Here is a 14,661-nt window from a genome sequence, read left to right as displayed (position 1 = left end):
TGTAAAAAAATACAAAATCTGTCATGATGCATGCTGATTCGTGCCGCTAGAGCGAAAGTTTAGGAGAAAACAATGTCTAACGAAAACCAACAGCCCACCCCAGAAGTTGAGCAAAACCCAAGTTCAGACAAAGTCAGTCCCTTCCTAAGCTCGCCACTCCCTCAAGGAGCGCCTCAAGGTCAGCAACAATCTTTACAACAAGGCTTGGCATCGACACCTACTGGTTCAGTGCCGAAATATAATTTACCGCGTGGGGCAAACACAGGCAATGTCGGTCAAACCACACACTTTGGTTATCAAACTGTAAATAGTGATGATAAAGCCCAAAAAGTTGCCGAAGTTTTCCATTCAGTTGCAAGTAAATACGACATTATGAATGACCTAATGTCATTTGGTATTCACCGCCTTTGGAAACGATTTGCAATCAATATGTCAGGCGTTCGCCGTGGACAACATGTCCTTGACATCGCTGGGGGTACAGGCGACTTGGCTAAAGTATTTAGTCGCGAAGTCGGGCCACAAGGTCATGTGGTACTGTCAGATATTAACGAATCTATGTTAAATGTAGGTCGTGATCGTCTGCTTGATGCAGGCTGTACCAATGTTGATTTCGTACTTGCCAATGCTGAAACCTTAGAACCATTTGCAGACAACAGTTTTGATTTACTCACCATCAGTTTTGGTTTACGTAACGTGACCGATAAAGATGCAGCATTACAAGCCATGTATCGTGTACTCAAGCCAGGTGGTCGCTTACTGGTACTCGAATTTTCAAAACCAGTCTTTGAACCATTTTCAAAACTCTACGATTTTTACTCATTTACAGCACTGCCGATCATGGGTAAGTTGGTCGCAAACGATTCTGAAAGCTATAAATATCTTGCTGAATCGATTCGTATGCATCCAGACCAACGTACGTTAAAAAGCATGATGGAACATGCTGGCTTCCAAAGCTGTGACTATCACAACCTCACGGGTGGTATTGTTGCAGTTCACCGTGGATTCAAACTTTAAGGTTTAAGATATGTGGTCGATTTTAGCACTCGGTGCAGTCGAACGTATCATTCATCATGTGATTGACTTGGATGCGATTACACGCATTCAGCTCAATCAATTGCAAGGTCAATTATTGCGTGTTGTGATCAATAGCCCACAACTCTCAGTTGATGTTTTCTTTGATGAAAATAAAGTTCGCCTTGAACCCACCGTAACAGGACAAAGTCAAACGCCTTCTATTTTTGAACAACGTCCGTTTGATTCTCAATCTAAGTTGACTGATGCAACTGCAACATTACAGGTTGAAAATGTTGTTGAGTTGGTTAAGTTATTGCTGAGTGATCTAGATAAGATTGGTAATATTCCCTTACAGGGCGATTATCATCTATTACAAGATATTCAAAGAATTATGCAACAGGCTGAGCCTGATCTTGCTGCACATCTTTCCCCTTGGATTGGCCCACAACTGGCACATGAATTGGGTAAGATTCAATTTGCACCAACTCAACTCAAACGCTCATTACAAAGCCATTTATTCTTTGTTGAAGATACTTTAAAAGAAGATAGTGGTTTATTTGCTCCACGTTGGCAAATGGACGATCTCAATCGTGAGACACGTCAACTCAATCAAGAATTAGATCGTTTAGAAGCGAAATTTCAGCAGTTACACGCTTCACTCAATCCACAAAAACAACCCTCACAAGACTAGGTAAGGTTTTATATGATTCCGCATGTTACACGGTTACTCGAACTCTGGCGTATTGCTGCACACTACCGCCTTGACACCTTGTTCCCTGCGGAAGAATTACCAGTTAAAGCACGCCATGCCCTAAACATTATCAAGACCCATCCTGCGGCATGGTCAAGCCGTGAGAAAAAGAATCCGCTCAAGCTCAAAGAAGCTTTAGAGGATATGGGCCCCTTAGCGATTAAACTGGGGCAATTACTTTCTACTCGTCGTGATTTGATTCCACCAGAAGTATTATCACAATTGGTGTTGTTACAAGACCATGTCAAACCCTATGACACCCAATTGGCAAAACAACGTATCCAAGAATCGCTCAAAGCAGATGTATCCACATTATTCTCTCGCTTTGATGAGCAACCCCTTGCTGCGGCATCAATTGCACAAGTTCATACTGCTGCCTTACACGATGGTCGTGAAGTGGTGGTTAAAGTCACTCGCCCTGATATTCGCAATCAAATTCTGCAAGACTTTGAAATCTTGGCATGGCTCGGTGACTGGCTTGAAAATCGTTTAGAAGCAGCACGTGCGCTGCATTTATCTGAAATCATTCAAGACTATCGTCAAATTATCTTGAATGAGCTTGATCTGAGTCTAGAAGCGGATAATACCCGCCGTATGCGTCATTACTTTACGGGCTCAAGCATGATGTATGTGCCCGAAGTCTATATGGACAGTAAAGATGTCATGGTAGCCGAACGCATCACAGGTGTGCCTATTTCAGATATCGCAACCTTTGATCGTTTGGGTATGGATCGTGCGGATTTGGCTGAAAAAGGTTTAACCATCTTCTTTACCCAAGTGTTTCGTGACAATTTTTTCCATGCCGACATGCATCCGGGGAATGTGTTTGTTGAAACCATTAACCCAAGCAACCCACGCTTTATTGCGTTGGACTGTGCCATCATGGGTGAGTTGTCTAAGCATGACCAAATGACGATTGCACGGATGTTGCTTGCGGTGATGAACAGCAACTTTATGCAATTGATTCAGATTGTACATCAAGCAGGTTGGATTCCGCCGGGGACTGACCAAGATGCCTTGTCGCGTGAAATGCGTCGCACAGTTGGGCCGATGGTTTCAAAACCAATGGATCAACTCGATTTCGCAGGAATTTTAATTCAAGTCATGGATATTGCGCGTCGTTTCCATTTAGAAATTCCACCGCAATTGATGTTGTTACTCAAAACCTTGGTACATGTTGAAGGCTTAGGCACAGATCTTTACCCACAACTTGATATTTGGAAACTGGCAAAACCGATTTTGACCGAATGGGTCAAAGCCAATATGAACCCAGTTAAAAATATCAAAGAACTCGGGCAACAAATCCCAGACTTGTTATTAGGCGCTCAAGACTTACCTACCCTACTGATCGACAGTTTAAATGGTTTAAAAAACCAATCCGCATGGCAAGACAAACAACTCCGCGAAATTCAGCAAATGCGTTTGCAAATGCAACAGCAACAACGCCGTAGTTGGATGTTTGGCAGTACCATGTTGATTTTACTGACCATTGCCATCATCAGCCCTTGGTTTGTCTCAGTAGTCTTGATTGGATTGAGTGCGTTGATCGCACTTTGGCGAATTATAAAATAATGCTTGAACATGGGAATTAAGTGTTGATTCAATGATTCCCATTAAGTAATTCATTTACCTATCATGTAGCCTAAACTCTATAAACATTTTCATAATATTTAGTTTTTTTACTGTATTTTTTGCAATTAAAAATAAATCAAAATCATCTTTATAAAATAAGGATTTAAATATGCTTAATATTGACTTAAATGATCAAGGTCTTTCAATCAATGGTCAAATTTGGAATTTCCCAATTCCCATCCAAGCATTTTGTTCTTCATTGGGAACATTTCGTAAAGTTAAAACAGCATATCAGCATAATTATCTGTGGGATGATGAGGGTGTGGTTGCTTATAGCAAAAATGATGATTTTATCGAAGACATAACCCTGCTTTTGAATCCTGAGAAATATGACCATCAACCCAAATCTGCATTTTCTGGTCAAGTTTCTTTTTATAAACACACCTTGATTGATTATTACAAAGCACATCCTGAACAACGAGTTGCATTATATGTAGGTGATGATAAGCATTCTTTAATTGCCCAAAACATTTCTGTTTCACTTTATCTTAAAGATCCTTATTCTTTTATCTGTTTTAAATCCTACCAAGCACCAGAAATCCCTCTCCCCTTAAAACTTGATACAGGCTTTGAATATTATTCAACACTTTGGGGAAACTGGCTTTATGCGATTCAATCCTATGTACCAAGCTATAATCGATTTTACAACCTAACTGATGGTATTCAACAACACGACATAGATGGGCAACAAAGCTTATTTGAAGGCAAATTACCTACAAGTCTCATCAATTTTTATAAAGTACATAATGTTTATTGGGATGCTGTCACTTCTGTTTTTCAGTTCCACGTCAATGGTTGGGGCTACGATCTACTTCCATTCTCAAGACTCTATGAGATATGGGAAAATATTATAGATCTTCATGAGGAATTTGACTCAGAAGAATACAGCTCTTGCTTAGAAGATTATGATGTAAAAGTCAAAGCGATTGGCTATAGCAATCCCTCTTGGATACCATTTGCCGAAGGACGTAATGGAGATTATTTAGTCATTGATCTTGATCCCAATGAAACAGGAAAAATTGGACAAATCGTTGAATTACAAAATGAAGCTTGGTCTCGTATTGTCTTTTTTGATTCTTTGGAACAGTTACTTGAAAGTACCATTCAACAACTAAATACAGGTAATGATACACGTTATGAATGGATTCAAAGCAACAAGGATGACGACTAGATCATAAACCCATGAAAAAATTAAATTTCGCCATTATTGGTGCAGGTACAGCGGGACTGACGACTGCGATTTTGCTCGCACGAGAAGGTCATCACGTTACGATTTTTGAACAGGTTGAAGAACTATCGCCTGTTGGCGCAGGCTTGTTGCTACAACCTGCGGGTTTGGCTGTTTTTGAACATCTCGGTGTGCTCGATCAGGCGTTAAAACTCGGTGCAAAAGTCACAGGTTTAGAAGGACAACTTGCAAATAAACGTCTATTGGTGAATAGCCACTATCATCAGGCAGGCAACAACCTTTATGGTCTCGGCATCCATCGTTCCACGTTGTGCCATATCCTCACTCAAAAACTCGCTGAATATTCAAGTCATGTCACTTGGCGAATGAATCATCATATTGAACGCATTGAAGAACAGCCGAATGAAATTCGATTATTTGGTACGGATCAACAACACAACTTTGATGACTGTTTCGATGCGGTACTGATTGCCAATGGCGCGCGCAGCCAACTTCGTCCTAAAGCATGGGTCAAAGTTGATCAAGCTTATCCGTGGGGTGCAGCTTGGAGCATCGTGCCTGAATGCTTAAATTTAAATCCTGAAATTCTGCATCAATTCTATGATCGTTCTAAAATCATGATGGGTGTTCTGCCTACAGGTGCAATACCCTCCGCACCGCAACAACGACTTTCCAGTGTGTTTTGGAGTTTACCAACATCACAACTGCAATCATTCTTAAAAACTGAACAATCAAAACAAGATTGGTTAAAGCAAGTGTCAGATCGTTGGTCTGATGTCGCTAAATGGCTAGAACAACTTTTATTGGATGAACACAATCAACCGCAATGGTTGTCTGCTCAATATCGTGATGTGGTGATGTCTCGATACGGACAAGGTCGAATTGGTGTGATTGGTGATGCTGCACATGCCATGAGTCCACAACTCGGACAAGGTGCGAATATGGCACTTTTAGATGCGTGGGCTTTTTCCCAATCATTACACGCTGCTCAGAAAAACCAGCAAATTGACTGGTCAATGTTATGGCAACATTATCATCAACAGCGGCGCCCCTCGACTCAGTTCTATCAATTCCTTAGTCGTTTACTGACTCCACTTTATCAATCTGATCATTGGTGGGCGGGTGGCATACGTGATCTTACTTTTCCTTGGATGTATCAAACCCCCTATTTTCGTAAAGAAATGGCGATTACCATTTCAGGTTTAAAAACAGGTATGTTCCAACATATGAGCTATCAACAGATTGCTGAATACCAACACAATCAAAATGTCTTGATTCAAAACAATCAATCATTGCCTGAATATGACTAAGATCAAAAACAAGAGTTGAATTAAATATGAAAATTAGTCATTTAGATCATTTGGTTTTGACAGTCGCTGATATTGAAATCAGTTGTCAGTTTTATCAGTCTGCCCTAAATTTTGAGGTGATTACTTTTGGTGAAAATCGTAAGGCACTGCAATTTGGTTCGCAGAAAATCAATTTACATCAAGTCGGAAAAGAGTTTGAACCTAAAGCACTTCGTCCAACATCAGGTTCTGCGGATTTATGTTTTATTGCCGAGACGCCTTTAAAGGATGTGATTGCACATCTTCACGCATTAAACATTGAAATCCTTGAAGGTCCTATCGAAAGAACTGGAGCAATAGGAAAAATTTTATCAATCTATTTACGTGATCCAGATCAGAACTTGATTGAAATATCGAACTATCTAAATACTTAAAAAATTAAAACTCATACGCCAATCTCAACTTAAAATTGGTCTAAACTCAAATAATCCCCCTAAATCCCCCTTTTAAAAGGGGGACTTTCCACCAAATGATTTAAGTTATTAATTTTGTGGGACTCCTCCCTTTTTCAAAGGGTGAGCTGCGGTTGTAGCAGTGCAAGGAGGGATTTAAGAAAATATGGAAATATTATTTTATAAAAGTTGAGATTGATGTAACTCATCAATAAAAACAAGGTTGAACATGAAAAATAGTTTTCTATGGGCATTGTATCGGCAGAAGAAATCTAATGTGATTATTTATATTGCACTGTTTTTGCTACCCAGCTTATTCAATATAATCAGCTTCTTTGCTAAGAAGTACGCATTTCCTTTTTGGCATCCCCACCCCCAATCGACTATTGGGCGTATGATTGAAAGCTCAGGTTTTTGGTGGATGATCCTATTTAACCTGATTCCACTCTTTCTACTATTCTTTATCCATCAAAGATATTTAATTAGAATGTTGATCATTTGGGCTTGCTTATCAAGTATCTATTATCTAGTTAACCATTGGTTTCTCGCAGACTATGCAAATTCATCCGCATCTATGATTATATGTGCACTAATATTCCTACGTACAAAAAATAATGAATTAATGGGATCATATATCCAACCCAGCACCTAAAGCATTTTTTACCCAACAAGCATAGCCAACCCTAGTCACAACCGCTACACTAACGGCTTTCCGCTCAATGGATTTTTCACTCATGTCAAACTGGTTAGATGAAGTTAAATTTGATTCCAATGGTCTTGTTCCTGCCATTGCACAACATCATCAAACTGGTCGTGTGTTAATGGTTGCATGGATGAATCGTGAAGCATTACAACTCACTGCTGAGAAAAATCAAGCCGTGTATTACTCACGTTCACGTCAAAAACTGTGGCACAAAGGTGAAGAATCAGGGCACTTTCAAACAGTGCATGAAATTCGTTTAGATTGCGACGCCGATGTCATTATTCTACAAATTGAACAGCACGGCGGAATTGCTTGTCATACAGGTCGTGAGTCTTGTTTTTATCGTAAACTCACGCCACAAGGTTGGGAAATTGTTGATGCTCAACTGAAAGATCCAACTGCAATTTACGGTGCATCTGCGAAAGTCGAAGCACACGATCATGGTCACGCTGAACAAGTTGACGTACTTAGTCACTTAGGACGTTTGATGCAAGAGCGTAAAAAAGCTGAAGCGGATAGTTCTTATGTTGCGAGCCTATACAAAAAAGGCATTAATAAAATTTTAGAAAAAGTTGGCGAAGAAAGCATCGAAAGCATTATTGCAGCCAAAGATTATGCAGCACATGCCTCTTTAGAAAATAAGCATGATCTGATTTATGAAGTTGCAGATTTATGGTTCCACACTATTGTCATGCTCGGCTACTTCGACCTTGATCCACAAGAAGTCCTTGATGAACTTGCTCGTCGCCAAGGTCTTTCTGGTTTGGTTGAAAAAGCCAACCGTAGCCAAGAAGCGTAACCCCTGCCTGTGTCGAATATCGAGAAACCCAAAGCCACCTATGAGCAAGCGATTGCGATAGACAATGCACGTTTAGGTCAGTCCTTTAAAGTGATTGCGTATGCTGGCACAGGTAAAACCACGACTTTACAAATGATCAGTGATGCCATGCCCGAACGGCGTGGTATGTATTTGGCTTTTAACAAAGCCATTGCATCTGAAGCACAGAGTAAATTTCATGGCAATGTAAATTGTCGTACCTTTCACTCTCTTGCCTTTCGTAGCGTACCACGTGGCGTGACTGATAAATTACGACTACCGCGTTTAAGCCCAAGTTTTATTGCTAAAGAATATCGTTTAGAGCCTATTACGCTCCGTCGTTTAATGGGTGGACGTTACGAAAAATATGTATTGATGCCAAGTCGTCTTGCGAGTTTGGTTGCTAATGCTGTCAGCTATTTCTGCTCGACCAGCTCACAATATCCTGCCCCTCGCCATATTCAAGCGCCAAGCTGGTTGCATCAAGATGATATTGAATCGTTACAACAACACTTATATCCAGCAGTTGAACGCCGTTGGTTAGAGTCGATTGATCAAAATCATCAAGCAGGCATTGGTCACGATATTTACCTCAAACTTTGGGCATTATCAGAACCCAATATCCCGACGGATTATGTTCTATTTGATGAAGCACAAGATGCTGACCCACTCATGTTGGGTATTTTACTCCGTCAAAAAAGCACACAAGTGATTTATGTCGGTGATGCACATCAACAAATCTATGCGTGGCGTGGTGCGGTCAATGCCATGCAACAAATGCCATTACATGAAAGTCGCTTAACCACCTCTTTCCGTTTTGGCGATGCAATTGCTGATGTTGCCAATAGTCTGCTTGGTGCATTAAACGAAACTGTTCCGCTACTTGGCAATCCGAATGTTAAATCGAGTGTCGTGAATAAACCGCATACCAAAATGCGTGATGCAATTCTATGCCGTACCAATGCGAGAGCAATGGAACTATTACTCTCAGGTTTAGTACATGGTGACAAAGTCGGTTTGCAAGCCGATCACCAAAAACTCAGTCGTTTTGTAGATGCAGCCAGTTTACTCAAACAAGGCAAACGCATTACCGATGTACCCGAATTGGCTTGGTTCAACTCTTGGCATGATGTGCATGAATATTGTGAAACCAATGATGGCAGTGATATTAAGCCCTTAGTTAAACTGGTTGATGATCACGGTACTGAGCCACTCAAGAAAGCGCTTGCTAAAATCACGCCCATTGAACAAGCAGATTATGTGATTTCCACCGCACATAAAGCCAAAGGCTTGGAATGGAATCGTGTGCATATCGAAGATGATTATCAATTTAAAATCAATGGACTAGAGCACAAAATTACAGATGAGGAATTAAGATTACTTTATGTTGCCTGTACTCGTGCTAAAGTAAGTTTAAATATCCATCATCTTTACGATCTCATACAACAATTAAAACGGGGCGCTCCCTCAAGTCTTCGTCAGTCCGTAGGTTAAGCGCTTATGTTCAGGGGGAGCTTATGCAACTTGAATCGGTGCTATTTAAACATGTTGGGATGTTTCGAGATTTAACCATTGAATTTCAACCTGCAGAACATCCCATCACACTTATTTTAGGTGAGCAAGCCACAGGCAAAACCACCGTTTTACGAAATATCTATCAAGCCCTGACTTGGTTTTCCGCCCGCTATAAAGATATTCGGACTGCGGGTGTCGTAATTGCGGATCAAGATATTATGTTGACGCGATTACAAGCCAAAGTACAGCTTCAAGTCCGCATAAGCAGCGAACTGAATAGTAGCCTGCCAGAAAGTAGCTCTGCGCAGCAAACCGATACTCAAAGCTGTAGTTGGAAATTATTTAAAACATTTAACAGTCAAGGCGTGGGCATTAGCCAAGTTGAAACTCAACAACTGGATCAAATGGTGTCGTTGTATCAAAAAACCAGTCTTCAAGACCCGTTATTTGGTTTACCGTTAATTGCCTACTATCCTGCTGAACGTTTTGTGCAAGAAGTCAATTTACAAAGTAAGAATGCACCAGGAACATTACAAGACATTTCAGCCTATGACCTCACCGCACTTCCATACACCACCTTTGCCCGTTTTTTTGAGTGGCTCAGAGAAATCAGCGATGTTGAAAATGCTCACTCTGCTCATATCGTTCGGCGGTTAATGGGCAATGATTTTAGCCAACAGAACCAATCTGAGATTTTGCAGCAACTACAACAAGAGCTGATCAATCACCCAAAACAATTTTCAGCACCTAATTTATATGCGCTGAAAAAAAGCTTACATACGATTTTTCCAGAATTGAATGATATCTATATTCAATATATCCCTAAGCTTCAATTAATGGTGCGCTACCGCGATCAGACCATTCCTTTTCAACAGCTATCAGCCTCTCTTAAAACATGGATTGCATTGGTCGGAGATATTACACGTCGTTTATGTTTGCTTAACCCACATTGTTTCGATCCATGTTTAGAAGGTGAAGGCATATTATTGATTGATCAGATTGATCACCAATTAGATCAAAATATGAGTGCTGAAATTTTAGAGCGTTTGCATCAAGCATTTCCACGACTACAAATCATTGCTTCAGGTAATCGTGATGAATTGCTAGAGCATGCCTTAGAATATCAATGCTTACAGTTAAGTGATAAAGAAATTCACGAGATGAATATTGAAAAATCTCAACAACAACTGTCACAACTTTATAATGAACTGAGTCGAGCAGATGATGACAGTTCTTCGCAAAATCAAAACTTACTCGAATCAGACACTTTTAGCAGTAAAGTAGATCAGCTTTTTCATCAAATCCAAGACTTAGATGAGCAGGAAAAAAGTAATTTGCTTCATCTGCTGAAGATTGATGATACGCCTCAAGAGACATCATTTTGAAAAAGTAGAGTTCATTCAATTCCAGTCGAGGCATCAACCTGAGAAACTAGTTCCCCTCACCTTTGATGAAGACTTTTCTGAACTTGCTTTACCATTGCATGATGCTTCTTATATGCGGCATGCATGTTTGCTAAATCGAGTGTTCTTTTACGACCACAGTACCAAGCACAATAGCTAAATAAAGCAATCATAATGAATGAACCAATTATCATAGACATGTTGGTTATCCCTATATAAATAGCGTAAACCAGCCCAGATACCAAAAATAACGACATAAGCCCCATAATGATGGCACCAATAATCAGTGCTGTACGATTAAAAAAAGCAATCGCTATAGGCAGCACAATAGAAAGCATAATGATGAATAAAACCACAGCTTCTGCAAATGCTTGTGAAGCAAACTCTGCAATAAGATGATGCTGAATAGCCCTTATATATCCGCCCATCATAAAGAATAGAAAAAATGCAATTAAATAAATTGTTTTTGGAACGTTTACCTTCACTGGAAGAGGTGAACCATTTTTTATTTGATCGGATGAAAAAGTTAGATCAAGATTGTTTTCCACATTAACCCCTAAAAATCAATGAAGTCTATCGCGTATTCATTTGCTATTACAGCATCGTTGAACATTCATATGTTCAACATAAAGTTCTATTTTTAACCACATAAAACAGCCATATGATGGTCAAATCATACGGCAACGCTCTATCTTGATTAACCCTATACGATTCGCTCCTTCGCACCAAAGATAACAAAACAGTATGAAATCAATCAGTAATGATGAGCAGTGAAATCGGGGTAAAAAGTGACATAAGCAACTTTAATCAAAGAATCTTTTTCAGCATTTCCAGCCAAAAGATGTTGTTAGTTTCATGTAATAACATGAAATTCTAATGAATATTTTATAGTAAAATAAATTTCATTTTTTAATTTAGAGTTGTGCAATACAACTTAATCTTTTCGTTAACTTGATTGGGTTTCGCGACTTTAAACCTTGGCATTCTCTTTGAACGCCTTAAGTCCTGAAAGAAAATCCACCTTTAGGTCTCTCTCGACCTAAATCATTGACATGGATACCAGTGTGCTACCGATTATTATTTTATTACCACTTATACTTGGCACGACCCTTGTCTCACAATTGCAACGTATTTCACGGGGCGTGATGGCACTTGGGGCAATTGGCATCAGCCTAAGTTGTTTTATTTTACTGCTTAGCCAAGCAGAAACTGTGCTACAAGGTCATGCTATTCAACAAAGCTGGAATTGGATTCCACAACTCGGCATTAATCTGAGTTTTCGCCTAGATGCCTTAGGCTTATTGTTTAGTTTACTGATCAGCGGTATCGGCACACTGATTTATATTTATGCCTATTATTATCTCAGCCCTAAAAACTCTCTTGCTAAACTCTACCAATTGCTCATGCTGTTTATGGCAGCCATGCTTGGAATTTCTCTCTCAAATAATTTAATTATTCTCTTGGTATTTTGGGAACTCACCAGTATTTCCTCATTCCTGCTTGTCGGTTATTGGAGTCAATATGATGCCGCTCAACGTGGCGCACGTATGGCACTCACCATCACAGGAATGGGTGGTTTAGCAATGTTAGGGGGCTTTGTACTCCTAGGGCAGATCACAGGGACTTATCAGATTGATCAATTGGTGTTAATGAAAGACTCCATTCAACAACATCAGTTATTTATTCCAACGCTACTTTTAATTTTATTAGGTGCATTTACCAAAAGTGCGCAATTTCCTTTTCACTTTTGGTTGCCAAATGCAATGGCAGCTCCCACCCCTGTTTCAGCCTATCTACATTCAGCAACGATGGTGAAAGCAGGCATTTTCTTATTAGCACGTTTAGCCCCTCTATTTATTGGCACTGCGCTGTATCACAACATTGTGACCTTTGTTGGTCTATTTACCTTGTGTATGGCAGCAGGTTTCGCCATTTTCAAAGAAGATCTCAAAGGTCTGTTGGCATATTCGACCATCAGTCATTTAGGTTTAATTGTTTGTTTGCTTGGTATTGGTTCACCACTTGCTGTTGCAGCCGCAATTTTCCACATCATTAACCATGCAACATTTAAAGCAGCCTTGTTCATGATTGCAGGAATTATTGATCATGAAACAGGTACACGTGATTTACGTAAGCTCAGTGGAATTTGGCAATTGCTCCCCTTTACAGGGACATTAACCATGATTACGGCTGCCTCGATGGCAGGCGTGCCGCTCACCAATGGTTTTCTTTCCAAAGAAATGTTCTTTACTGAGTTACTGGCAAATTTGTCTGGCCCAGTAATGGTGATTTCAGCAATTGTCGCAACTCTATCAGGTATTTTCGCGGTCAGTTATTCCATCCGTTTAGTGCATGGTGTGTTCTTTGATGGCGGCGTTGGTCAACAGGTTCCAAACAAAGAAGCACATGAACCCGCTTTAGGTATGCGCTTGCCAGCAATTATTTTGGCAAGCTTATGTATTTTAGTTGGTATTTTCCCTGCCTTACTGGCAGGAACAATGGTCAATAGTGTAACGCGCGCAAGTTTGGCACAACCCGAATTTGAAGGTATTCATTTAGCAATTTGGCATGGCATTAATGCCCCTCTAATGATGAGCCTCATCGCCTTGATTGGTGGTGGACTGTTTTACTTTACACTCGCTAAAAATGGACGACTACGTAAGATCGACCTTGATCCTTATTTAGGAAAATTTCAAGGCAAAATCTTATTTGAGTTGTTCCTTAAACATCTGTTACTGGCTAGCCGAAAAATTAAAAAAGCAACAGAAACAGGGTCACTACAAAGTTATCTACTTTGGATTGTTTTATTTAGCATCATCATGGTCGGGCTACCATTATTCAACCAAGGTCTGACCACAGGCACACGAGAACTCACCCATGCACCGTTGATGGCGATCGTATTATGGCTGACGCTATTCTGCGGATGCTGGATGATGCTCTGGTTTCACCATGAGCGGATCAAAGCCGTTTTGATTAGTGGTGCAGTCGGACTGGTCGTCACCATGGTATTCGTAACGCTATCTGCACCAGACTTGGCGCTCACTCAAATCACCGTTGATGTCGTCACCACCGTCTTATTGTTGATGAGCTTATCATTATTACCACAATTAACCCCTTATGAATCGAGCCGCCCACGCCGTTGGCGAGATGCGAGCTTGGCGATTGCAGGTGGTATCGGAATTGGTTGGATTACATGGCTGATCTTAACCCGTGAACATAACTCCATTTCATGGTTCTTCTTACAACAATCAATACCATTAGGTGGTGGCTCAAATGTTGTCAACGTCATTCTCGTTGACTTCCGTGGTTTTGATACCTTTGGTGAAATTGCCGTACTCGGTATCGCTGCAATTGGTGCGCTTTGTCTGATGGATGGTATGCGTGCGCATGGAACGACCATGACACAAGGCTTATCTTATCGTTTTAACCCTTCGCCATTGATGTTACGAATTTCTGCGTCATGGGTACTTCCTCTCGCTTTAGTCGTGAGCATCTATATCTTCATGCGTGGTCATAATTACCCTGGTGGTGGCTTTATTGCAGGTTTAATCACCGCAATGGCGCTGATTATTCAATACATTGTTTTAGGTCAAGATAAAACCGAACAATTGATTAAAGCTAGATCTGGCCGCCTCTATGAAATATGGATCGGCTCAGGCTTAGCGATTGCAGGTCTCACAGGCATCGCTGCTTGGTTTTGGGCACGCCCATTCTTAACAACAGCACATATCTATGTAGAACCACCTTTATTCGGAAAAATGCATCTAGCTTCGGCTGTCTCATTTGATCTCGGAGTTTACATGACCGTTGTTGGTGCGACGATGCTGTTAATTTCGGTCTTAGGTGATTCACGTCACTCAAGTATGTCTGGACCTGTTCCAAGTGGAGATAAATAA

11 protein-coding genes are annotated in these 14,661 nt (G+C 40.5%); 10 read left to right on the top strand and 1 reads right to left on the bottom strand.

From position 1 onward, the window contains the following. Window positions 1-72: 72 nt before the first annotated feature. From ubiE to MMP60_RS01650, 9 genes are all read left to right on the top strand, one after another. Window positions 73-1,014 (top strand): bifunctional demethylmenaquinone methyltransferase/2-methoxy-6-polyprenyl-1,4-benzoquinol methylase UbiE, encoded by a 942-nt coding sequence (ubiE, locus tag MMP60_RS01690; RefSeq protein WP_018677430.1) that lies wholly within the window; start codon window positions 73-75, stop codon window positions 1,012-1,014. Window positions 1,015-1,024: 10 nt separating this feature from the next. Then, window positions 1,025-1,705 carry a hypothetical protein gene (locus tag MMP60_RS01685; RefSeq protein ID WP_241334686.1) on the top strand — a complete coding sequence of 227 codons (681 nt, stop codon included), beginning with the start codon at window positions 1,025-1,027 and terminating at the stop codon, window positions 1,703-1,705. Between the two features lie 12 nt (window positions 1,706-1,717). Beyond that, on the top strand, window positions 1,718-3,337 hold the full coding sequence (locus MMP60_RS01680; protein WP_241334685.1) for an AarF/UbiB family protein: 1,620 nt from the start codon (window positions 1,718-1,720) through the stop codon (window positions 3,335-3,337). A gap of 169 nt (window positions 3,338-3,506) precedes the next feature. Next, on the top strand, window positions 3,507-4,568 hold the full coding sequence (locus MMP60_RS01675) for an SMI1/KNR4 family protein (protein WP_241334684.1): 1,062 nt from the start codon (window positions 3,507-3,509) through the stop codon (window positions 4,566-4,568). 11 nt (window positions 4,569-4,579) lie between these two features. Next, window positions 4,580-5,896: an NAD(P)/FAD-dependent oxidoreductase gene (locus MMP60_RS01670; protein ID WP_241334683.1), complete on the top strand. Its 1,317-nt coding sequence runs from the start codon at window positions 4,580-4,582 to the stop codon at window positions 5,894-5,896. A gap of 26 nt (window positions 5,897-5,922) precedes the next feature. Further along, on the top strand, window positions 5,923-6,309 hold the full coding sequence (locus tag MMP60_RS01665; RefSeq protein ID WP_241334682.1) for a VOC family protein: 387 nt from the start codon (window positions 5,923-5,925) through the stop codon (window positions 6,307-6,309). A 752-nt stretch (window positions 6,310-7,061) separates the two neighbouring features. Beyond that, window positions 7,062-7,829, top strand: coding sequence for a bifunctional phosphoribosyl-AMP cyclohydrolase/phosphoribosyl-ATP diphosphatase HisIE (gene hisIE, locus MMP60_RS01660; protein ID WP_241334681.1), 768 nt, complete (start codon window positions 7,062-7,064; stop codon window positions 7,827-7,829). 9 nt (window positions 7,830-7,838) lie between these two features. Next, window positions 7,839-9,341 (top strand): UvrD-helicase domain-containing protein, encoded by a 1,503-nt coding sequence (locus tag MMP60_RS01655; RefSeq protein WP_241334680.1) that lies wholly within the window; start codon window positions 7,839-7,841, stop codon window positions 9,339-9,341. Between the two features lie 23 nt (window positions 9,342-9,364). After that, a complete protein-coding gene (locus MMP60_RS01650; protein ID WP_241334679.1) occupies window positions 9,365-10,747 on the top strand; it encodes an AAA family ATPase in 1,383 nt (460 codons plus the stop codon). Between the two features lie 56 nt (window positions 10,748-10,803). On the opposite strand, the gene MMP60_RS01645 is transcribed toward MMP60_RS01650, so the two are convergent. Further along, window positions 10,804-11,313 (bottom strand): hypothetical protein, encoded by a 510-nt coding sequence (locus MMP60_RS01645; protein WP_241334678.1) that lies wholly within the window; start codon window positions 11,311-11,313, stop codon window positions 10,804-10,806. Window positions 11,314-11,817: 504 nt separating this feature from the next. On the opposite strand from MMP60_RS01645, the gene MMP60_RS01640 reads away from it, so the two are divergent. Further along, the gene (locus MMP60_RS01640; RefSeq protein WP_241334677.1) at window positions 11,818-14,661 is read left to right on the top strand and encodes a monovalent cation/H+ antiporter subunit A; all 2,844 of its coding nucleotides are present in this window, start codon (window positions 11,818-11,820) and stop codon (window positions 14,659-14,661) included.

The sequence above is a fragment of the Acinetobacter sp. ANC 4805 genome, from assembly GCF_022549495.1.
Taxonomy (GTDB): domain Bacteria; phylum Pseudomonadota; class Gammaproteobacteria; order Pseudomonadales; family Moraxellaceae; genus Acinetobacter.
Note: the sequence above shows the minus strand (reverse complement) of the source record. Positions and strands in the feature narration are given on the sequence as shown.